The following is a 20,298-nucleotide window of genomic DNA, read 5'->3' on the forward strand; positions in this document are numbered from 1 at the left end:
CCGGCGGTCAATCAACTGGTTGGAAGTGTAGGTGTTGGGGGTGTCGCACTCCGCAGGGCGGGTCTAGACTTCGGTCATTACCGGCCGCACTCGAGAGGTGACCCCATGGATCCGAATCCGGACTATGACGCGAGCGACGAGCTGGAATACGGCGTGAACTGGTTCGCCTGGATTCTGCGTGGGGTCTACCCGCCGCCCGCCTATCCGCCGGTCTAACCCGTCAACTGCCAGCGGTGTACCCCTGCGCCTTGGGCATAGGACAGGTGCCCGCCGAGCGCACCGCCCACTGAAACCGCGGTCAACCCGAGCACGCTGAACGTGCGCGCCGCGCCCAGCTTCCCCCTCTTGTACTTCCGATAGGCCATCCAGAACGCCAGCGCCGCGACGGTGTTGCCTGCCGCGTGCACGAGCCCGACCCGCCGCTGCCGCGTTCCCAGCGTCGGGAACTCCGCAAGCCCCGCGAGTACCGCGGGTGGCGTCGCGGCCAACCCGATCGCGATGAGCTGGCGCGCGGCGTCGCGGTCCTTGAAGATCAGGTCCAGCACCATCGACGACATCCATGCGCCTATCGGAAGCGTGATCATCAACGGATGCGTCGGGTGGCCGAGCCAGGAGCCGCGCAGTCCCTGCGCCAACGCGCCGTCGCCGAGGACCCGGTCGACCGCGTCGGCCGTCCGGTCCGCGACCGCGTCGAGAGAGCCGGCCGATTCGGGGATCTGAAGAAGGGCGTGCATGTCCATGACGTCGGATTACCCGACCGCCGTCGGCTGAACCGCCCAAGGTCAGGCCGCGGCCGCCTTCACCGCTGCCCCCACCTCCGCGCGCAGTTCCGCGTACTCCGGCGAGCGCCGCAACTCGTCGGGGTCGATGCCGGTGCGGGGGAGGTCGACGGGAATGTCCAAGGCCACCTGGCCGGGCCGCCGGGTGAGCACCACGATGCGTGAGCCGAGGAACGCGGCCTCGTCGGCGCTGTGCGTGACGAACACCGTCGTGCGCCCGGTCTCGGCACTGACCGCGCGGACGTCCTCCTGCAACAGCTCACGTGTCAGGGCGTCGAGCGCGGCGAACGGTTCGTCGAGCAGGAACAGCGGGGTCTCGGCCGCCAGCGCCCTGGCGATCGCGACCCGTTGCTGCTGCCCGCCGCTGATCTCCCAGATCTTGCGGCCCGCCGTGCCTTCGAGCCCGACCCGGCGCAGCAGTTCGTCGCGCCGATCGGTGCGACGCTCGCGCGGCACTCCCGCGTATCGCAGCGCCAGGTCGACGTTTCCGCCGACCGTGCGCCACGGGAACAGCCGCGGCTGCTGGAAGACGACGCCCGCGGTGACGCCCGGCGTAGGCGGGGCGCCCGCCACCCGGACCGAGCCCTCGCTCGGTGCCTCGAACCCGGCCAGCAGCCGCAGCAGCGTGCTCTTTCCGCAGCCCGACGCCCCGACCAGGACCAGGAATGCCCCGGGTTCCACGGTGAGGTCGACGGGGCCGAGTGCGGTCACGGCGTCGCCTCCGCGGCCGTACCGGTGTGAGACGCCGCTGATCCGGATACCGTCGGTGTTCCGTTGCTGTGCAACGGTTTCGACGTCACGAAGTGAGGACACCCGGCAGACCCTTGGTGTAGAGCGCGGCCTGGAACGTCGACAGCGGTGCGGCTTCGGGAATCTGCTTCTGGTCGGCGAGGAACTGCGAGGCGCTCTGCAGGTTGACGGCCAGGTTGCCGGGTTCGCCGTCGGAGCCGAGCCATTCGGCGGACGCGACTTCCTGCGGTGTCAGGTACACCGTCTGCTTGAGCTGTCCGGCGACTTCCGATGGAGTGAGCCCGATTTCGGCAGCGATGGCCTTGGCCGCGGCGTCGGGATCGTTGTGGAGGACGTCGAGCGCGCGGGCCTGCTGCTGGCGCCAGGTGTCGACGACGTCGGGATGTGCGCCGGCGAATTCGTCGGCCACCACGGCGAGGTCGAGGGTGGGCTTGCCCGCCTCGGCCAGTTGCCGGCTGGTGATGAGGTCCTTGCCGTTCTTGCGCAGCTGATCCAGCGTCGGCAACCAGGAGTACCCGGCGTCGATGTCGCCGCGGTCGAAGGCCGCCAGAATGGCCTGCGGTTGCAGGTCGACGAGCGCAACGTCGTTGGCGGACAGCCCGTTCTGGGCCAACGCGGCGAGCAGGCTGTAGTGCGCGGTGGAGGCGAACGGCGTGCCGACCCGCTTACCGCGCAGTTCGGCGATGGTGTTCACACCGCTGCCGTTGCGGGCCACCAGCGCCTCGTTGTCGCCCGCGACGTCGAGCACGAACGCGACCTTGTAGGGGATGTTCAGCGGGGCGGACAGGCCGCGCGCGACGGGGCTCGAGCCCAGCGCGCCGAAGTCGAGTTCCTTCGCGATGAACGCGGTGTTGACGTCGGCACCGGAGTCGAACTTGGTCCACTTGATGTTGTAATCGGGCAGCGCCTCTTCGAGCCAGCGGTTGTTCTTGACGATCAGGTCGCCGCTCGGGAAGGTCTGGTAGCCGATCCGGATCGTCGGTTTGCCGGCCACCTGGTCGGACTTGTCGACCGAGCAGCCGGCAAGGGCCAGGACGGCCGAAAGAAGCGCTATCAGAAGAGCTTTCGTTCTCATATCTTTCCTCTCCACGGGACGGCGCGCCGTTCGGCCGCCCGAAGCAGACCGTCGATCAGCAGGCCGGAGATGCCGATGGCGAAGATGCCGACCAGCACGACGGGGGTGTTGTTGTAGTTGCTCGCGTCCTTGACCAGACCGCCGATGCCCGGAATGCCGTTGAACAGTTCGGCGGCGACCACCGACGAGTAGGCCATGCCCACCGCGAGCCGGATGCCGGTGAACGTTTCGGGCAGTGCGGACGGGACGACGACGTCGCGGATCACCTCGCGCCGCGACGCGCCCAATGCCCGTGCGGCTTCCTGTAATCCGACCGGCGCGGCGAGCACGGCGGCGGTGGTGGCGACGGCGGCGGGCGGCAGGGCCGCCAGCGCCAGCAGGGTGATCTTCGGGGCCTCGTCGATGCCGAGCCAGATCACCAGCAGGAAGAAGTACGCCAGCGGCGGCAGCGCGCGCAGGAATGTCAGCCACGGTTCGAGGACGCTGCGCACCCAGCCGATCGAACCCATCACCAGGCCAAGCAGCACGCCGAGGGCCACCCCGATCGCGACGCCGGCCAGCACCCGGCGCAACGTCATGTAGAGGTGCTCCCACAACAGATACCCCGCATAGCCGCGGACCCCGTCGTGGGTGGTGGAGATTTCGACGAAGGCTCGCCACACAGTGCTCGGATAGGGCACGAACGTCTGGTTCCAGACCCCGCTCGCGGCGGCGAGCTGCCAGACGGCGAAGAACACCAGCACCGACAAGACCGGCAACACCGCACGGGTCAGACGGCCGCGCCACCTCCTCGTGGGCGTGTCGACGATCGGCTCGTCGGGCACGATATCAACGAGTACGGACACGGTCTGCGGCTTTCTGTGGCTGAAGTGAGGCGAGAAGGGTTCAGCGACAGCAGCAGTCGGCAGGCAGTGTCGCGCTCACCCGGGTATTCGTACCGGGTGTTGGCGCAGGGGTGAATATCTGCGATCAGCGCGAGCGAAATTCCGCGAGCGGCTCAGGCGGAGCGCGGCAGCGTGCGCAGCGCGGTGCGGATCGCGAGGTAGATGACCGTCGAGGTGACCACGAAGATCGGCCAGCCCATCGCGACGCGCGCCAGGGCAAGCAGCCCCTCCCGGTCGGTGTCGTAAAGGTAGTACTGCACACAGAATCGTGACCACGACGCCGCGGCCATCACCGCGGTCGCGATGTCGAATGCCAGCCGCGCACTGCGCACCCGGCGCCAGGAGCCGTCGCGTCCGGTGATCCACGCCCACACCACGCCGACCAGCGGGCGGCGCACCACCAGCGAGGTCGTGAACGCGATCGCCAGGCCCAGATACATCCAGATTCCCGGCAGATAGAAATCCTTGGCGCGCCCGGTGATCAGTGCCACCACCGCGCAGACCGCGACCGCGCCGAATCCGAACAACGCCGGCCGCACCGAGTTCCGTTGCAGCAGTTGCCAAATAGCCACCACCGCCGCGGCGCCCACGGCGGCTGCGGTGGCGACCGGCAGCCCGAGCGTCGGCGACGTCGCGGCGAACACCGCGACCGGCAGGGCGGAGTAGATCAGGCCGCGAACACCGCCCGCGCGGGCCAGCAGGACCTCGAACGGTGCACCTCGCTGCGTCACCCGCCCGAGCTTACGTTCGACGCGAGCTCCGCGGCGGGCGGGACCGCTGCCGCGGTCACCCGGGCGGCCGCGGCCTGGGCGGCCTGGTCGACCAGGCCCGACTGGATGTAGAGGCTGTGTGCGGCACGGTCGTCGCCGTCGGAGCACACCGGGTCACCGACAGTGCAGTACTCGGCGGTCTTGGCGCCGTACAGCGGACTCGCCCCGGTCAGCGGCAGGCCGACCCGGTCGGAAGGGTTGCCGAACACTGCGACGGCCGCGACGCGGTCGGCCAGCGCCGGCGGCAGCGGGTCGGCGAAGTCGAGTACGGGTCCCGGTGCGGCCGTGAGGATATCGACGACCGCGGCACCCTGCGAGTAGCCGCCCAACACGAAGCTGGTGTTCGGGCAGGCCGCCGCGGTGGACTGGATGTGGGCGCTGGCGTCGTTGGCACCGTCGGTGGCTTTGAGGAAGTTGTAGGAGGCGGGATAGTTCACCGCGTAGGAGCTGACCGTCTTGTCGGGTAGCGCGCTGCGCAATGCGTCGACGAACACCTCACCCTCGGGGCCGATGCCGGCCGGCTCGTTGGTGCCCCGCGCGAACACCACGTCAACGTCGGCGCAGGCGTCGTCGGCCTGTGCCGTCGGCGCTAGTCCGATCAGCGCGGTCGCGCCCAGCATCCAGATCGCGGCAGCCACGGTGGCCAGCACGCCGGCCTTCGAAGTGTTCTGACCGGACATGCCGCCTCCTTGGTGAGATCTGTTGTTGCTTCGATCTCACCGCGGGCGCAACGCCGCGCCAATGGCGCTGGCAGCAGAAACCGCTACCGGCTAGCAGGTAGTCGCTAGAGCGCCTTGAGCTCCTCGATCACCGAGGTGACGGACTTCTTGGCGTCGCCGAACAGCATCGAGGTCTGGTCGAGGAAGAACAGCGGGTTCTCGATGCCGGCGTAGCCCGCGTTCATCGAACGCTTGAGCACGATCACCGACCGCGACTCGTCGACGTTGAGGATCGGCATGCCGTGAATCGGGCTCGACGGGTCGTTACGCGCGGCCGGATTGGTGACGTCGTTGGCGCCGATGACCAAAGTGACGTCGGTGCGGCCGAATTCGCCGTTCACGTCGTCCATCTCCTTCATCGAGTCATACTCGACGTCGGCCTCGGCCAGCAGTACGTTCATGTGCCCCGGCATGCGCCCCGCGACGGGATGGATGGCGTACTTCACCTCGACGCCTTTGCTTTCCAACAGGTCGGCCATCTCTTTGACGGTGTGCTGGGCCTGCGCGACGGCCAGCCCGTAACCGGGGACGACGATCACCTGGTTGGCGTAGGCCATCTGGATCGCGGCGTCCGCGGCCGAGGTCGCCTTGACCGTGCCCTGGTCGCCCCCTGGGCCAGCCACTGCCTCGGCGCCGCCGCCGAAGGAGCCGAACACGATCGCCGGGATCGACCGGTTCATCGCCACGGCCATCAGGTTGGTCAGGATCGAGCCCGATGCGCCGACGATCATGCCCGCGACGATCATCGCGGTGTTGTTCAGCGCCAGACCCGCTGCGGCCGCGGACAATCCGGTCAGCGCGTTCAGCAGCGAGATGACGACCGGCATGTCGGCGCCGCCGATCGGGAACACCACGAACAGGCCCATCAGGCCGGCCAGCACGAGCACCACCGCGATCGTCCAGTCCGGGCTGCCCGTACCGGCGTTCAGCCCGATGTAGATCGCCGCCGCGGTCGCACCGAGCAGCAGCACCACGTTGGCGGCCTGAAAGACCTTGGCCGAGGCGACAAGTCGCTTCTCGACGTTCTTGGGTATCGACTCCTGCAGTTTGAGGAAAGCCACCAGCGAACCCCAGAACGACACCGAACCGATGATCGCGGCGAACAGCGAACCGGCGACCAGCGCCACCGTCGGGTGCTGGTCCGGGGTGAAGTGTCCGAAGCCGTCGGTCTCGATGAACTCCGCCCACGCGATCAGCGCGACAGTGCCGCCGCCGACGCCGTTGAACAGCGCCACCAGCTGGGGCATCGCGGTCATCTTGGTCTTCTTGGCCGGCGGCACACCGAGAATCACGCCCAGCGCCAACCCGGCGACGATCAGGATCCAGTTGATCGGCGCGGTGTCACGCACCTTGATCAGGGTGGCGATCACGGCGATGGCCATACCGGTGGCGGCGATCCAGTTGCCCCGCACCGCGGTCTTGGGCCCGGTCAGCCCCGAGAGGCCGAGGATGAACAGCGCGAACGCGACGATATAGAGGACGGTGACGAGGTAGTTCACTTGTCGGCCGCCGCTTCCGTCGTCTCGATAGATTTCGGCTCCGGTTTGCGGGACTTGAACATCCCCAGCATCCGGTCTGTCACCAGGAAGCCGCCGATCACGTTGAGCGTGCCGAAGATCAAGGCCACGAACGCGATGGCGCGTACACCCCAGTGCGCGTCGGCGGGCAGGTCGCCCAGCACGATCAGCGCACCGAGCACCACGATGCCGTGGATGGCGTTGGTGCCCGACATCAGCGGTGTGTGCAAGGTGTTGGGCACCTTGGAGATGACGGCGAACCCGACGAACCCGGCGAGCACCAGGATCGCGAGATTGGCCAGCAGATTGTCGTACATCATCCCTCCCGGGTGACGCAGGAGGCCGCCACGACCTCGTCGTCGAAGTCGGGTGCCAGCGCACCGTCGGTGATCAGCAGGTCCAGCAGCGAGGTCAGGTTCTTCGAGTACAGCTCGCTGGCGTGCTCGGGCATGGTCGCGGGCAGGTTCAGCGGCGAGGCGATGGTGACGCCGTGCTTGACGACCGTCTGCCCCGGTTCGGTCAGCTCGCAGTTACCGCCCGTCTCACCCGCGAGGTCGACGACGACACTGCCCGGCTTCATCCCCTCCACGGCGGCCGCGGTCACCAGCCGGGGCGCCGGCCTCCCGGGCACCAGCGCCGTGGTGATCACGACGTCGAACCCGGTGATCGCGCGTTCCAGCTCCTTCTGTTGCTGCGCGCGCTCCTCCTCGGAGAGCTCCCGGGCGTAGCCACCCTCACCCGCGGCCTCGATGCCCAATTCGAGCCACTGCGCACCGACCGAGCGGACCTGATCGGCCACCTCGGGACGTACGTCGTAACCGGTGGTGCGCGCGCCCAACCGCTTGGCGGTGGCCAGCGCCTGCAGTCCGGCCACCCCCACGCCGAGCACCAACACCGACGCCGGCTTCACCGTGCCGGCCGCGGTGGTGAGCATCGGGAAGAACCGCGTCGACTCCGAAGCCGCCAGCAGTACGGCCTTGTAGCCCGCGACGTTGGCCTGAGACGACAGCGCGTCCATCACCTGGGCGCGCGAGATGCGGGGGATCGCCTCGACGGCGAACGCCTGCACGCCCGCGGCCTTCAGCGCCGCGATCTGGTTGTCCGCGTTGCGCGGTGCGAGGAAGCCGATCAGCGTCTGCCCGCTCTTGAGCCTGGCCACCTCGTCGGCGCTCGGCGGCGCCACCTTGACTACGACATCAGCGTTCCATGCGTCGCCGATCGTCGCGCCTGCGGCGGTGTAGAGATCGTCGGGCAGCAGCGCCCGCTCGCCCGCCCCGGATTCCACGACGACGGCGACGCCGCTGTTCACCAGCGACGCGACGGCCTTCGGCACCAGCGCGACGCGGCGCTCGTCCGCCCCGGATTCGCGGACCACCCCGACCGTCGGAGCCGCCGCGGCGGCGACATCAGCATGCGTCTGCTCCGTCATGACGGAACACCTTAACCGCTACCGCTGGTCACAGCTAAATCGATACGGGTCGTCGCGAATTTCCACCGGCACGGCGCGCCGGAATCCAGCGCCGCTGCAACTAGCATCCGCGTGGTGGGGGAAGAAGAACCGTCGAGGTTGCGCAGCCGCAGGCGCTCACGGTTGAACGACATAGCCACCGTCCTGATCATCCTGGTGATCTACGCCGCCTCGCTGGTCGGCTACCACTACCTCTCCGGGCAGGCCTCGACGCTCGGTTCGCCCGACCTCGGCACCGACGACGACAACATCGTGCGCGTGACCTTGTCGGAGCTGCACACGGTCGCCAACCAGATCGACGTCAAAGTCGTCGTCTTCCCGTCCGACGATCACATGAACGACGACCTCAACGTGGTCAACACCGATATCGCGGTGCGCCTGTTCATCGACGAGGTCAACATCGACGTCGACGATCTGCAGACACCGAAGGGCCAGCTGCCCGCCGAGATCAGCACCACGCTCACCGCCAGCGGCGACGCCGACAAGTGGCCGTTCGACTCGTACAGGCTGGGCGCGCTGGGGGCCGACATCCTCGTCGGCAGCGGTGACGCCCGCACGTTCGAGCCCGCACGGGTGGTGGTGACCGGCGGGCTGGACGGCTGGGACGTCTCGAGCACGCGCAGCGGCCCGGCCACCCAGTCGGCCAAAGACGGTGACTACGAGACGGTGACGTTGAGGCGAGCCAAGGGCCCGCTCGCGTTCGACGTGGGCCTGTGCCTGGTGTTGATCACGCTGCCCGCGCTGGCGCTCTTCGTGTCCATCGAGATGCTGCGCGGACGACGCAACTTCCTCCCGCCGTTCGGTACCTGGTATGCCGCGTCGTTGTTCGCGATCATCCCGATCCGCAACTTCATGCCCGGTGCTCCGCCGCCCGGCGCGTGGATCGACCAGGTGCTCGTCCTGTGGGTGCTGCTGGCGATGACGGGGGCCATGGTGCTGTACTTCACCGCCTGGTGGAGACGCAGCGACTGACGGCGCCAGCGCCCGCCTATGGTTGTCTCGACCCGCACAACCAGGAGGCCATCGGATGGCTGTCGACCGGCTGCTGCCCACCCCGGACGCCGAGGACCTGATCGCGCTGACCCGCGACATCGCCGACAAGGTGCTCGATCCGATCGTCGACGATCACGAGAAGGCGGAGCGCTATCCAGAAGGCGTGATGGCGCAGCTGGGCGCGGCCGGGCTGCTGAGCCTGCCCCAGCCCGAGGAATGGGGCGGCGGTGGACAGCCGTATGAGGTCTATCTGCAGGTGCTCGAGGAACTGGCGGCGCGCTGGGCGGCCGTCGCGGTGGCCGTCAGCGTGCACAGCCTGTCGTCACATCCCCTGCTGACCTTCGGCACCGACGAGCAGAAGCGGCGTTGGCTGCCCGGGATGTTGTCCGGTGAGCAGATCGGCGCGTACAGCCTGTCCGAACCCCAGGCTGGTTCCGACGCAGCAGCGCTGCGCTGCGCGGCCACCAAAACCGATGGCGGATACCGGCTCAACGGCTCCAAGTCTTGGATCACCCACGGTGGGCGCGCCGACTTCTACACATTGTTCGCGCGGACGGGCGAAGGCTCGCGGGGCATTTCGTGTTTCCTGGTGCCCGGCGACCTTCCGGGGCTGACCTTCGGCAAGCCCGAGGAGAAGATGGGCCTGCATGCGATTCCGACGACGTCGGCGTTCTACGAAGACGCCGACATCGAGGCGGATCGGCTGATCGGCGGCGAGGGTCAGGGCCTGCAGATCGCTTTCTCCGCACTGGATTCCGGGCGGTTGGGTATCGCCGCGGTGGCCACCGGGTTGGCGCAGGCCGCGCTCGACGAGGCCGTCGCCTATGCGAACGAACGAACCACGTTCGGGCGCAGGATCATCGACCATCAGGGTCTCGGGTTCCTGCTCGCCGACATGGCGGCCGCCGTGGCGACGGCCAGGGCGACGTACCTGGATGCGGCCCGAAGGCGTGATCAGGACCGGCCGTACTCACAGCAGGCCAGCGTGGCCAAGCTGGTCGCAACCGACGCCGCGATGAAGGTGACGACCGACGCGGTGCAGGTGTTCGGCGGCGCCGGCTACACCCGCGACTACCGCGTCGAGCGATACATGCGTGAAGCGAAGATCACCCAGATCTTCGAGGGCACCAACCAGATTCAACGTCTCGTCATCGCCCGCGGCCTCACTTCCTGACCGCGAGCAGACGGCAAACTGCCCATTTTCGCGGCGGAATGGTCAGCTTTGCGTCTGCTCGGCGGTTGACGGGGGCGGCTCCGGCGGCGAGGTGACCGTGGCCTGGGTGCCGTAGCCCTCAACGGAGTTCACCTTCATCGAACCGCCCATGGCGTCGAACCGGGCCAGCAGCGAGCCCAGTCCGATATGGCCGTCGGCGACATACTGTTCGACGATCGCCGCGTCGAAGCCCTTGCCGTCGTCGGAGACCGTCAGCACGACCCGGTCCCCCCGCCGTGTCAGCCCCACCCGCACGGTGGTCGCGCCGGCGTGCTTGTGGATGTTGGCGAGCAGTTCCCGGGCGGCGCGATAGAGCAGTTGCTGTGATTCGGGCTTTCCGACATCGTCGAGGTCCGCGTGCACGACATAACCACCGCGGGATTCGAACTGCCGCACCAGCTCTCGCACGGCCGGCGTAAGGCCCAGCTGTGCGAGCACCTGGGGGTGCAGTTCGGTCACCGTCGAGCGCAGCGCGGAAGCGGTCTGCTGAAGCGCTTCACGCACCGCTTCCAGCGCGGGATCGTCATTGCGCTCCTGCAACTCGTCGAGGTCGAGGCGCGCCGCGAGCAGTGTCTGCAGCGGTCCGTCGTGCAGGTTCTCGGCCACGTCGCGGTTGTGGCGCTCATCGGCCTGCATCGCCTCCGACACCAGTTGACGCCGCACCGCTTGAAGTTTCGCGACACGCGCCTGGCGGCGGACCAGTACGACGCACAGCGCGGTCATCGCCACTGCGCCCCACAGCAGAAAGCCGAAGTGCGTGTAGACGACGTTCGGTAAGCCGACCGAGTCGTCCCGCTTCGAGTAGACGATCCACGCCCCGAGGTACGCGCACGCCGTGCCGACTCCGAGCAGCGCCGTCAGCGTCGGCCGGTCCTGGAACGCCACCGCGATGGGCAGCAGGAAGAAGACCGGGAGCAGGGCCGCCGTAGCGCCTCCCGACACCAGGCACAGCACCAGGACCATCAGGACGTCGACACCGGTGGACGCCCAATCTCCCCACCGGGGCACCGGGCCACGCAACACCGCGATGAGCCAGACCACGGCCGCCACCGCCCACGTCCCGAGCACCACCGCGTAGAGGCCCGGCAGCCAGTGATCGACCTCCCAGATCAGCACCAGCACCGCGACGAGTGCGAGCAGCGGCAGCCGCATCACGGCGGAGACGCGCACGGGTTCCGTGGCGAAGAAGTTGGCGATCCGATCCACCACGGCGGCGTCAGTCCAACAGCTTGCGGCGCATCGCCTCGGCGACGGCGGCACCGCGGTCGTTGACCCCGAGCTTCTCGTAGAGCCGCTGCACGTGGGTCTTCACCGTCGAGGGCGCCAGGAAGAGTTGTTTGGCCATCGCCGGGATGCTGCTGCCGGACGCGATGAGCTTGAGCACCTCGCGCTCGCGAGGGCTGAGCGTCGGACCGTCGGGCTCCGCGCGCTTGCGGATCTCACCGGCGAGTCCGGCGGCCAGGCTCGGGGCGACGATGTCTCGACCCTTGGCGCAGTCGAGCACGGCGTTGACGAGCTCGGAGCGGGTGGATTCCTTGGGCAGGAAGCCCGAGGCGCCGTTCTGCAGCGCCTGATAGACGATCGCGGATTCGTCGTGTGCGGAGATCAGCAGCACGCGGGTGGGCAGTTCGTCGCGCGCCACCGCGGCGGCCACCTCCGAACCGCCCATCCCGGGCATCCGGTAGTCCAGCAGCGCCACTTGCGGGTTGTGCTCACGGATCGCGGCAAGCGCCGTCACCCCGTCGTCGGCCTCGGCAACCACGTCGATCTGCCCGCTGGAGACCAACGCTCGGACCACGCCGTCGCGAAACATCGGGTGGTCGTCGCCCACCACCACCCGGACCCTGTCACCGGTCGTGCTGCTCACCACCCGGTCAGCTTGGCACAGCGGTGCGTTCGCTTCCCCCATTTGGAGGACACGAGATTCATCCGGTTCGACCGCCGTTCACCGGACATACACCCGGCCCGCGGTGCAGCACTCTTGAGTCATCGCCGGAACAGCCCGGTCGGTCAAACCAAAAAGGGAAGAATCAAAGGAGATTCAGATGAACACCAACACCACTCGCCGCTTCGCCCGCTTCTTCGCGCTGCCGGTCCTCGCGGCCGGAATCCTCGCCGGGGCACTCGGTTTCGCCGGTGCGGCCAGCGCCGGGACCTACACGCAGGATCCGACGCCGCGGCCGGGCATCGTCGCGACGCCCGAGATCCACGCGCCGGGAGTCCAGTCCGGGACCCACGGTCACCGCATCGATCACATCGAGTTCGAGCAGCCGACCTGGCATCGCTGACGCGGATACGAGAGCGGGGGCACCGATTCGGTGCCCCCGCTTCTTCGTGTTCGGTCAAACGGTTGTCAGCACGTCGGCGGTCTGCAGCGCCTGGGCCACACCCGAGACGATCGAGGCCAGCCGGATCGCTTCGAAGATCACCGTCCGCGACACCTGCGCGTCACGCAGCGTCTTCTCGTGCGCCGCGAGGCAGTGGCCGCATCCGTTGATCGCCGACACCGCCAGCGACCACAGCTCGAAATCCTCCTTGGCCACACCGGGATTGCCGATGATGTTCATCCGCAGGCCGGCACGCAGATCGTCGTAGGCGCCGTCGAGCTGGCCCTTCGTGCGGTAGAACACGTTGTTCATCCCCATGATGGCGGCCGCGCCGAGGGCGGCGTCGTAGGCCTCCTGGCTGAGGATGTCCAGTGCGTCCTCTGCGATTTCGCGCAGCAGGCGGTCGGACTTGGTCGCCGCGGCCGTCGCCACCAGGGCACCCCACAACTGTTGCTCGGACAGCTCGGTGGTCTTGACGATGCTGCCGAAGTTGAGCTTCAGATCCTTGGCGTAACCCGGAAGCGCTTCCTTGATGTTGTCGATGCTCATGGTCACACCGCCTCTGCCAGCAGCTCGGCCGGCTTGATCGTCGGATCGCCCTTCTTCCAGTTGCAGGCGCACAGCTCGTCGGACTGCAGCGCGTCGAGCACCCGCAGCACCTCGTCGACGTTGCGGCCGACGGAGCCGGCGGTCACCGACACGAACTGGATCTCGTTGTTCGGGTCGACGATGAACGTCGCGCGGTCGGCGACTCCTTCGGCGTTGAGCACGCCGGTGGCCAGCGACAGCTCGCGCTTGAGGTCAGAGGCCATCGGGAACGGCAGCGTCTTGAGGTCCTCGTGCTGGGCGCGCCACTGGAAGTGGACGAACTCGTTGTCCACCGACACCCCGATGACCTTCGCGTCGCGGTCCTCGAAGTCCTCGTTGAGCTTGCCGAAGGTGGCGATTTCGGTCGGGCACACGAAGGTGAAGTCCTTCGGCCAGAAGAAGACGATGCGCCACTTGCCGGGGTGATCCTCGCTGGTCACACGGATGAAGTAGTCGTCGGGCTGCTTGGCATCGACCTCGGAGAGGTCACCGCCGACCACCGCCGCCATGTCGTAGCTGGGGAACTGGTCACCGATTGTCAACAATGCCATCGCGAGCACCATCCTTGTTTCGCTTAGTTTGGATTCAGTCCAGATTACGTACTCAATACTCTGTCCCTCGCACGAATAAGGCAAGCAAAACGGCCGTGATTGTGGCCACACCGGGCCCAGTCAAATCGATTCGCAGTCAGCAGATTTCGGGGGCGTGCCCGACAGTGGACGCATCGGCGAACGCACGACACCATAGCCTGCAGCCGGCGTTGCTACGGTCGACGGATGTCGAACATCTCTGAGAACGACCGCATCGAGGACGTCGCACCCGGCGACATCGTGCTGGTCGACCGCGGCGAAGAACCCGTCCCCTGCAAGGTGGTGCACAAGGACGTCAACGACGGCACCGCCCTGATCACCTACGAGGTCGACGACGGTGCGACGTTCCAGGTCGAGTACGCCGCGGGCACCCGGGTGACCCGCAGCCTGGAGTCCAAGTGGGAGTCCCCGCAAAGCCCGACGCAGCAGAAGCCCGGCTGAGGATGTGACATATCGTGGCGGGCATGGATTTCGCGATGTCGGCCAAGGCTGCGGACTATCACCAGCGGCTGTCCGAGTTCATGACGGAGTTCGTCTTCCCCGCCGAAGCCGAATACGACCGCTACCGCGAAGAGGCCGGCCCCAAGGACCACACCGTCCCGCCGATCGTCGAGGACCTCAAGAAGCTCGCCAAGGACCGCGGCCTGTGGAACCTGTTCCTGCCCGCGGAGTCCGGTCTGACCAACCTCGAGTACGCGCAGCTCGCCGAGCTGACCGGCTGGAGCATGGAGATCGCACCCGAGGTCACCAACTGCGCGGCCCCCGACACCGGCAACATGGAGACGCTGCACCTGTTCGCCGATGAGCAGCAGCGCAAGCAGTGGCTTGAGCCGCTGCTGGCCGGCGAGATCCGCAGCGCATTCGCGATGACCGAGCCCGCGGTCGCCTCCAGCGATGCCCGCAACATCGAGACGACCATGCTGCGCGACGGCAACGACTACGTCATCAACGGTCGCAAGTGGTGGATCACCGGAGCGGCCGATCCGCGCTGCAAGATCCTGATCGTGATGGGCCGAACCAATCCGGATGCCGCCAGCCACCAGCAGCAGTCGATGATCCTCGTGCCGGTCGACACCCCAGGTGTCGACATCCGGCGGTCGCTTCCGGTGTTCGGTTGGCAGGACCAGCACGGTCACTGCGAGATCGTGTTCGACAACGTGCGGGTGCCCGTCGAGAACCTGCTCCACGAGGAGGGCAGCGGCTTCGCGATCGCCCAGGCGCGACTGGGTCCGGGCCGTATCCACCACTGCATGCGGGCGCTGGGCGCGGCCGAGCGCGCGCTGGCGTTGATGATCGACCGTGTGCAGAAGCGCGTGGCGTTCGGCAAGCCGTTGGCCGAGCAGGGTGTGGTGCGCGAGTCGATCGCGAAGTCGCGCAACGAGATCGACCAGGCCCGGCTGCTGTGCCACAAGGCGGCGTGGACCATCGACCAGCAGGGCAACAAGAGCAAGGACGCCCAGGTGCAGGTGGCCCAGATCAAGGCGGTCGCCCCGCAGGTCGCCTGCGATGTCATCGACCGCGCCATCCAGGTGCACGGCGGCATGGGCGTTTCCGACGACGTGCCCTTGGCGCGCCTGTACGCCTGGCACCGCGCCATGCGGCTGTTCGACGGCCCCGACGAGGTGCACATGCGGACCATCGCGCGCGCCGAACTGGGCAGGGAGAAGAGCGCTTTCGCTGCCGCGGTGACCGGAGGGGCCGGATAGGTGGCGGGCAACCCTGACGCCCTGTCAGGGGCGTGGAACTTTCGCGACATCGCCGAGGAAACGGGCATCCGGCCGGGCCGGTTCTTCCGATCCAGCGAGCTGAGCGGTCTGGACGATGCGGGCCGGGAGCTGTTGCGCCGGTTGAACATCACCGATGTCGCCGACCTGCGCTCGGAGCGCGAGGTCGAGCGGCGCGGGCCGGGCCGCGTACCCGACGGTGTGGCGATTCACCGGCTGCCATTCCACGAGTTGGCCAAGCCGGGCGCGGAGGCCCCGCACGAGCAGAGCTTCCAGCGGATGATGACCGAGAAGCCGGACGACGAGGACGTGACGGTGGCCGCGCGCCGGTTCATGATCGAGGAGTATCAGAAGTTCCCGACGTTGCCCGGTGCGCATCTTGCCGTGCGCCAGGTCGTTTCGATGCTCGCCGAACAGCGCCCGGTCATCGCGCACTGCTTCGCGGGTAAGGACCGCACGGGTTTCACGGTGGCGTCGGTGCTCGACGCCGTCGGCGTGGATCGTGACGCCGTCGTCGCCGACTTCCTGCGCAGCAATGACGCCGTGCCGCGGCTGCGCGAAAGCATTCTCGAATCGATCCGCGACCGGGCGGAGGAGAGCACCGACGAGATCGTCACGTTCGCCGAGGCGCAGCTCACCTCCGAAGTGCTGGGGGTGCGCGAGGAGTACCTGGATACCGCGCGGCGCTCGATCGTCGAGAACTACGGATCGGTGCGTGGCTTCCTCGAGGCGTCCGGCGTGACCGACGACGAGGTGGTCCGGCTGCGCGCGGTGCTGCTGGGCTGAAATCCCCTCAGCTGCCGCCTTTTTCGGCCTCGTACTTCTGCGTCATGTGCTCGATCGCGGACAGCTGCGTCTGCGCGAGGTTTTCGCGCACATCGCGGGCCCGCTCCGCGGCGTCCAGCGTCGGCTGGGCCTGACCCTGGAAGTGCGGCATGACCTCGGCGGCGAACAATTCAGCCGAGCGTTTGGTGGCCGCGGGGTTGGCCCACTCGTGGCCCATCTGCAGCATGCAGCCGAACCCGCCGGACTGGTCCCACAGCCGCTGCACCTGGGCGCGTGCCTGTTCGGGTGTTCCGATCACGCCCGCGCCCGCGCCGTTGATGATATCGACGACCTCGTCGAGGTTCTCCCCCGGAACCTCCATCTGCGGGAACGCCGCAACCTTCTGGAAGTAGCGGTACCAGTGCTCGAGGCCGAAGCGCACGTCGGCGCGGGCCTGCTCCTCGGTCTCGGCGATGTGCATGGGGCAGACCAGCGACCAGTTGCGGCGGTCGACCGTGGTGCCGAACGCGGCCGCGCGTTCCTCGGCGATGCCCCAGTGGTGCGCGAGCGCGTCGAATCCCTCGACCACCAGCGTCGCGCCGATCGACAGCAGGCCGATACCGTGCTTGCCCGCCAGCCGAGCACCGGTCGGTGACGACACCGCGGCGACGGCGAGCGGGATGCCGTCCTCCGAGTAGGGCGCCAGTTGCAGTCGCGCGTCGAACAATTCGTGTGTGGCGGTCTTGGCGGACACCGTCTCGCCCTTGAGCAATCGGACCATGATGTCGAGGTTGGTCTCGAGCAGTTCGCGGGTGTCGGTGGGGGTCAGCCCGATCATCGCCGAATCCGTGGGCAGCGAGCCGGGCCCCACGCCGCCAATGATCCGGCCGTGGGTGAGGTGGTCGAGCAGCATCAGCCGGTCGGCCGTCCACAGCGGGTTGTGATACGCCAACGAGATGACGCCGGTGCCGAACCGGATCCGTTTGGCCCGCTGCGCGGCCGCAGCGATGAACACCTCGGGTGAGCTGATGATCTCGCTTCCGGCCGAATGGTGTTCGCCGATCCAGGCCTCGTCGAAGCCCAGCGCGTCGAGGTGCTCGATGAGCTCCAGGTCGCGCTGCAGCGCCAGCGTCGGGTTGGTGCCCGCGCGGTGGAACGGAGCGATGAAGTATCCGAAACGCAGCTTGGCCATGCCTGCAAGTTACTGCGTCAGGTACACCCCGATGGCCCAAACGACGGTGGCGAGCAACGCGCCGGCCAACTCGACGCCGACCGACAGGGCGACGCCCTTGAGCGCGTGCTTGGTCGACGTCCACGCCGCGCGCTGCTCGTGCCGGTTGGCCAGTTCGGCGAGGTAGATGCCCAGCACGAAACCGATCGGCAGTCCGAGCACGGGGATGACGAAGAAACCGACGACACCGACCACGGCCCCGGCGACCAGGCTCGACGTGCGCACGTCGGCCTCACGCATCCGCCGGACGGGCCAGGTGTACTTGATGAACGCGGCCGTCAGGAGCAGCGCGGACGCGACGCCGAGCGTCACCCACGCGGTGACGTCGCGCTCGACGACCGCCCACACTGCGATAGCGCCGAAGACCAGCAGCGTGCCGGGCAGCAGCGGTACGACGATGCCGACGATGCCCACCGCGATCGCCAACGCGACGAGGACGATGCCGCCGGTGCTCATGCGTCGAATCTACGGGCGCTGCGCCCGGACCCACTGCATGTTGCCGGTGGTCTTGGTGCGCACGCGCTCGAATCCGCGATGTTCGAACACGTCGCCCAGTTCGTCTTCGGCGAAGAAGCGCGCCCCGCCCCGCGACACCCATCGCAGCGGCGGAGGAACGCTGCCGACAGTCGGCACCATGATCGCGATCCGGCCGCCGGGTCGCAGCACCCGGTGCATCTCGGCCACCGCCGAGGAGGGCTCGGGGATGAGCTGCAAGACCGCGAGCGACGTCACCGCGTCGACGGTCGCATCGCGGAACGGCAACCGCTGCGCGTCCGCGCGCAGGAACCCGACGTTCGGCCCGGCTTGCGCGCTGACCGCGCGCGCCAGCATCGGTTTCGAGATGTCGACGCCGATCGCCAGCCCCTGCGGTCCGGCCGCGCGGGCCAGCGAGGCGGTCACGTTGCCGGGGCCGCTTCCGATGTCGAGCGCGACACCGCCCTGCGGAATCTCGAGCCACTCGATCGGCAACTGCCACATGCTCAGGAACCTGCGGGCGAAGGCCTGCGAGTAGTCGTAGAACATCGACCCGGGGCCCGACGCCCACACCGCCTGGATCAGACCCTTGTTCTCAGGCGGTGACTGGCTCGGGGCGGCGTCGTCGTCGAGCAGATCCAGGTAGCCACCGCTGACGTCGAGGCGCGCCGGCGTTTCGGCGAAGAGTTCGACCGCCCGGCGCAGCGCAGGCGGCAGCGAGGAGGTATCGGTCACGCTCCCACGCTACTCCTGTCGGTCACGCTCCGAGCCGCTCCGCCAGGTCCACGAAATCGGTTGCCAGGACGTCGAATTCCCCGTCCTCGATCTTCGACGGACGTCGCCTGCCCTCGCCGTACTCCAGCGGCCGGTCGACGTATGCCGTCATCAGCCCAGCGCGTTTGGCGCCGCGCAGATCGCTGGCGTGCGCCGCGACCAGCATCAGCTCACCGGGTGCGACGTCGAGCAGCTCGGCGCAGCCGAGATAGGCCTCGGGATCGGGTTTGTAGTGGCGGAAGAGCTCGGCGGAGATCACGCAGTCCCACGGCAGCCCCGCCCGCTTGGCCATGTTCGTCAGCAGCGAGACGTTCCCGTTGGACAGCGTCGTGATGAGGTAGCGACGCTTCAGCCGGGTGAGCCCGTCGACGGCGTCGGGCCACGGGTCGAGCCGGTGCCACGCCCGGTTCAGGTGGTCGACGGCGGCGTCGTCGATACCGGTGATGCCCGCGCCGTCGAGCAGGTCGACGAGGATCATGCGGTGCAGGTCGTCGATCCTGGTCCACGGCAGCTCGCCGCGACGCACCCGGTCCATCGCGGGCGGATAGCCGGCCCGCCAGTCGTCGGCGAACGCCGCCCAGTTCCGTTGCACGCCATGGGCGCGGCCGAACTCCTCGAGCTCGCGGATGACGCTCGAGCGCCAGTCAACGACGGTGCCGAAGGTGTCGAAAGCCAGTGCGCGAGGCGCCATTACGGCTCCAGCACGACCTTGCCCAGCACGCCGCCGTCGGCCAGCGCCTGCAGCGCGTCGGCGCCCTTCGACAGCGGGTAGCGCACGGGCGGCGGCGGGCGCAGTCCGGCCTTGACGAGTTGCGCGACGCCGAACTCGAACACCGACTGCGAGCCCGGCTTGCGGTTGACGTACTCGCCGTAGCCGACACCGATCACCGCGACGTTGCGCAGCAGCAGCCGGTTCACCTTCACGGTCGGGATCCCGCCCGCCGCAAAGCCGATCACCAACAGCCGCCCCTCCACCGAGAGCGCCCGGACGGCGTCGTCGAACGCGTCACCGCCGATCGGGTCGACCACCAGATCGACGCCGCGGCCCTCGGTCGCCTCCTGCACCGCCGTCAACCATCCGTCGGTCAACGGCAGCACGACATCGGCGCCCAGCGACTCGACGAACTCGACGGCGTGCGGGCGGTGCACCATCGCGATCACCCTGGCGCCCAACGCCTTCGCGACCTGCACCGCCGCGGTGCCGACACCTCCGGCCGACCCCAGCACCAGCACCGTCTCACCCGGCCGCAGCGCGCCGCGCTTGGCCAGCGCGAAGTACATCGTCTGGTAGTTACCCAGCAGCGCAACGGCTTGCGCGTCGTCGAGATCGTCCGGCGTGGGCTTGACGCTCTCGGGCGCCACCGCCACCCGCTCCGCCCATCCGCCGAGCATGGACAGCGCCGTCACCCGCTGCCCCGGCTTGAACTCCGACTCGTACGGCGCAGAACGCACCACCCCGGCGACCTCCATGCCGGGGACGAACGGCGGGTCGAGCCGCAGCTGGTATTCGCCGCGCAAGAGCAGCAGGTCGGGGAAGCTGACCCCGGCCGCACCGACGTCGACGACGATGACGTCCTCGCCGCCGACATCGTCGACGTCGGTGTAGGCCAGTCCGGCCGGTCCGGTGAGTTCTTGCGCGACAAGCGCTTTCATCGAA

The 20,298-nt window shown here is 68.2% G+C and carries 24 protein-coding genes and 1 pseudogene; 7 read left to right on the forward strand and 18 right to left on the reverse strand.

All coding sequences use genetic code 11. The features are described from left to right. Positions 1-102: 102 nt before the first annotated feature. A pseudogene (locus A5752_RS27645) lies at positions 103-216 on the forward strand (CAP domain-containing protein); the annotation flags it as partial. Here the strand turns inward: A5752_RS27645 and A5752_RS00420 are convergent. The 9 genes from A5752_RS00420 to A5752_RS00460 all read right to left on the reverse strand — a co-directional run bounded on the left by A5752_RS00420 (position 213) and on the right by A5752_RS00460 (position 7,923). Then, positions 213-740, reverse strand: a complete 528-nt coding sequence (locus A5752_RS00420; RefSeq protein ID WP_067080349.1) for a DUF2231 domain-containing protein — start codon at positions 738-740, stop codon at positions 213-215. The pseudogene A5752_RS27645 and the gene A5752_RS00420 sit on opposite strands and share 4 nt — an antisense overlap. A gap of 42 nt (positions 741-782) precedes the next feature. Continuing rightward, positions 783-1,592, reverse strand: a complete 810-nt coding sequence (locus A5752_RS00425; RefSeq protein WP_067080351.1) for an ABC transporter ATP-binding protein — start codon at positions 1,590-1,592, stop codon at positions 783-785. Continuing rightward, positions 1,576-2,604 carry a taurine ABC transporter substrate-binding protein gene (locus tag A5752_RS00430; protein ID WP_067080352.1) on the reverse strand — a complete coding sequence of 343 codons (1,029 nt, stop codon included), beginning with the start codon at positions 2,602-2,604 and terminating at the stop codon, positions 1,576-1,578. Before A5752_RS00430 ends, A5752_RS00425 begins: the two co-directional genes overlap by 17 nt. Beyond that, positions 2,601-3,449 (reverse strand): ABC transporter permease, encoded by an 849-nt coding sequence (locus tag A5752_RS00435; protein ID WP_067080353.1) that lies wholly within the window; start codon positions 3,447-3,449, stop codon positions 2,601-2,603. Before A5752_RS00435 ends, A5752_RS00430 begins: the two co-directional genes overlap by 4 nt. Before the next feature lie 152 nt (positions 3,450-3,601). Then, a complete protein-coding gene (locus A5752_RS00440; protein ID WP_067080356.1) occupies positions 3,602-4,219 on the reverse strand; it encodes a DUF3159 domain-containing protein in 618 nt (205 codons plus the stop codon). Then, the gene (locus A5752_RS00445) at positions 4,216-4,938 is read right to left on the reverse strand and encodes a cutinase family protein (protein ID WP_067080358.1); all 723 of its coding nucleotides are present in this window, start codon (positions 4,936-4,938) and stop codon (positions 4,216-4,218) included. The genes A5752_RS00440 and A5752_RS00445 overlap by 4 nt, the downstream gene beginning before the upstream one ends. 104 nt (positions 4,939-5,042) lie before the next feature. After that, positions 5,043-6,476, reverse strand: coding sequence for an NAD(P)(+) transhydrogenase (Re/Si-specific) subunit beta (locus A5752_RS00450; RefSeq protein WP_067080359.1), 1,434 nt, complete (start codon positions 6,474-6,476; stop codon positions 5,043-5,045). Next, positions 6,473-6,811, reverse strand: coding sequence for an NAD(P) transhydrogenase subunit alpha part 2 (locus A5752_RS00455; protein ID WP_067080361.1), 339 nt, complete (start codon positions 6,809-6,811; stop codon positions 6,473-6,475). The genes A5752_RS00450 and A5752_RS00455 overlap by 4 nt, the downstream gene beginning before the upstream one ends. Next, entirely contained in the window at positions 6,811-7,923 is a 1,113-nt protein-coding gene (locus A5752_RS00460; RefSeq protein ID WP_067080368.1) for a Re/Si-specific NAD(P)(+) transhydrogenase subunit alpha, read from the reverse strand. The genes A5752_RS00455 and A5752_RS00460 overlap by 1 nt, the downstream gene beginning before the upstream one ends. Before the next feature lie 114 nt (positions 7,924-8,037). Between A5752_RS00460 and A5752_RS00465 the strand changes: the two genes are divergently transcribed. Both A5752_RS00465 and A5752_RS00470 read left to right on the forward strand, forming a co-directional pair. Next, on the forward strand, positions 8,038-8,934 hold the full coding sequence (locus A5752_RS00465; RefSeq protein ID WP_197500504.1) for a DUF4436 domain-containing protein: 897 nt from the start codon (positions 8,038-8,040) through the stop codon (positions 8,932-8,934). A gap of 55 nt (positions 8,935-8,989) precedes the next feature. Beyond that, positions 8,990-10,129 carry an acyl-CoA dehydrogenase family protein gene (locus A5752_RS00470; RefSeq protein WP_067080371.1) on the forward strand — a complete coding sequence of 380 codons (1,140 nt, stop codon included), beginning with the start codon at positions 8,990-8,992 and terminating at the stop codon, positions 10,127-10,129. A gap of 42 nt (positions 10,130-10,171) precedes the next feature. Here the strand turns inward: A5752_RS00470 and A5752_RS00475 are convergent, their stop codons facing one another. Together A5752_RS00475 and A5752_RS00480 are read right to left on the reverse strand one after the other, a co-directional pair. Next, positions 10,172-11,320, reverse strand: coding sequence for a sensor histidine kinase (locus tag A5752_RS00475; protein WP_067080444.1), 1,149 nt, complete (start codon positions 11,318-11,320; stop codon positions 10,172-10,174). Positions 11,321-11,384: 64 nt separating this feature from the next. Further along, the gene (locus A5752_RS00480; protein WP_197500505.1) at positions 11,385-12,035 is read right to left on the reverse strand and encodes a response regulator; all 651 of its coding nucleotides are present in this window, start codon (positions 12,033-12,035) and stop codon (positions 11,385-11,387) included. Between the two features lie 178 nt (positions 12,036-12,213). On the opposite strand from A5752_RS00480, the gene A5752_RS00485 reads away from it, so the two are divergent. Then, on the forward strand, positions 12,214-12,456 hold the full coding sequence (locus A5752_RS00485; protein WP_067080374.1) for a hypothetical protein: 243 nt from the start codon (positions 12,214-12,216) through the stop codon (positions 12,454-12,456). A gap of 54 nt (positions 12,457-12,510) precedes the next feature. Here A5752_RS00485 and ahpD read toward each other — a convergent pair whose 3' ends face one another. Together ahpD and A5752_RS00495 are read right to left on the reverse strand one after the other, a co-directional pair. Beyond that, on the reverse strand, positions 12,511-13,044 hold the full coding sequence (gene ahpD, locus A5752_RS00490; RefSeq protein ID WP_067080448.1) for an alkyl hydroperoxide reductase AhpD: 534 nt from the start codon (positions 13,042-13,044) through the stop codon (positions 12,511-12,513). Between the two features lie 2 nt (positions 13,045-13,046). Continuing rightward, a complete protein-coding gene (locus A5752_RS00495) occupies positions 13,047-13,634 on the reverse strand; it encodes a peroxiredoxin (protein ID WP_067080451.1) in 588 nt (195 codons plus the stop codon). 225 nt (positions 13,635-13,859) lie between these two features. Between A5752_RS00495 and A5752_RS00500 the strand changes: the two genes are divergently transcribed. The 3 genes from A5752_RS00500 to A5752_RS00510 are packed head-to-tail and all read left to right on the forward strand — an operon-like array spanning position 13,860 to position 16,183. Next, on the forward strand, positions 13,860-14,114 hold the full coding sequence (locus A5752_RS00500; protein WP_067080377.1) for a hypothetical protein: 255 nt from the start codon (positions 13,860-13,862) through the stop codon (positions 14,112-14,114). Positions 14,115-14,149: 35 nt separating this feature from the next. Beyond that, positions 14,150-15,379 (forward strand): acyl-CoA dehydrogenase family protein, encoded by a 1,230-nt coding sequence (locus tag A5752_RS00505; RefSeq protein WP_197500507.1) that lies wholly within the window; start codon positions 14,150-14,152, stop codon positions 15,377-15,379. Beyond that, positions 15,380-16,183 carry a tyrosine-protein phosphatase gene (locus A5752_RS00510; protein ID WP_067080383.1) on the forward strand — a complete coding sequence of 268 codons (804 nt, stop codon included), beginning with the start codon at positions 15,380-15,382 and terminating at the stop codon, positions 16,181-16,183. Between the two features lie 7 nt (positions 16,184-16,190). Here the strand turns inward: A5752_RS00510 and A5752_RS00515 are convergent, their stop codons facing one another. From A5752_RS00515 to A5752_RS00535, 5 genes are read right to left on the reverse strand one after another with little or no spacing between them, the layout of a single operon-like run. Continuing rightward, the gene (locus tag A5752_RS00515) at positions 16,191-17,354 is read right to left on the reverse strand and encodes an LLM class flavin-dependent oxidoreductase (RefSeq protein ID WP_067080385.1); all 1,164 of its coding nucleotides are present in this window, start codon (positions 17,352-17,354) and stop codon (positions 16,191-16,193) included. 9 nt (positions 17,355-17,363) lie between these two features. Next, on the reverse strand, positions 17,364-17,849 hold the full coding sequence (locus A5752_RS00520; RefSeq protein WP_067080388.1) for a DUF456 domain-containing protein: 486 nt from the start codon (positions 17,847-17,849) through the stop codon (positions 17,364-17,366). Between the two features lie 9 nt (positions 17,850-17,858). Beyond that, positions 17,859-18,602 carry a methyltransferase domain-containing protein gene (locus tag A5752_RS00525; RefSeq protein ID WP_067080391.1) on the reverse strand — a complete coding sequence of 248 codons (744 nt, stop codon included), beginning with the start codon at positions 18,600-18,602 and terminating at the stop codon, positions 17,859-17,861. A gap of 22 nt (positions 18,603-18,624) precedes the next feature. Then, positions 18,625-19,332, reverse strand: a complete 708-nt coding sequence (locus tag A5752_RS00530) for a haloacid dehalogenase type II (RefSeq protein WP_067080394.1) — start codon at positions 19,330-19,332, stop codon at positions 18,625-18,627. Beyond that, complete coding sequence (locus tag A5752_RS00535; RefSeq protein WP_067080397.1) at positions 19,332-20,294, reverse strand: NADPH:quinone oxidoreductase family protein; 963 nt, start codon at positions 20,292-20,294, stop codon at positions 19,332-19,334. Before A5752_RS00535 ends, A5752_RS00530 begins: the two co-directional genes overlap by 1 nt. Positions 20,295-20,298 lie beyond the last annotated feature (4 nt).

This window comes from Mycobacterium sp. 852002-51961_SCH5331710, from assembly GCF_001665535.1.
GTDB lineage: Bacteria > Actinomycetota > Actinomycetes > Mycobacteriales > Mycobacteriaceae > Mycobacterium.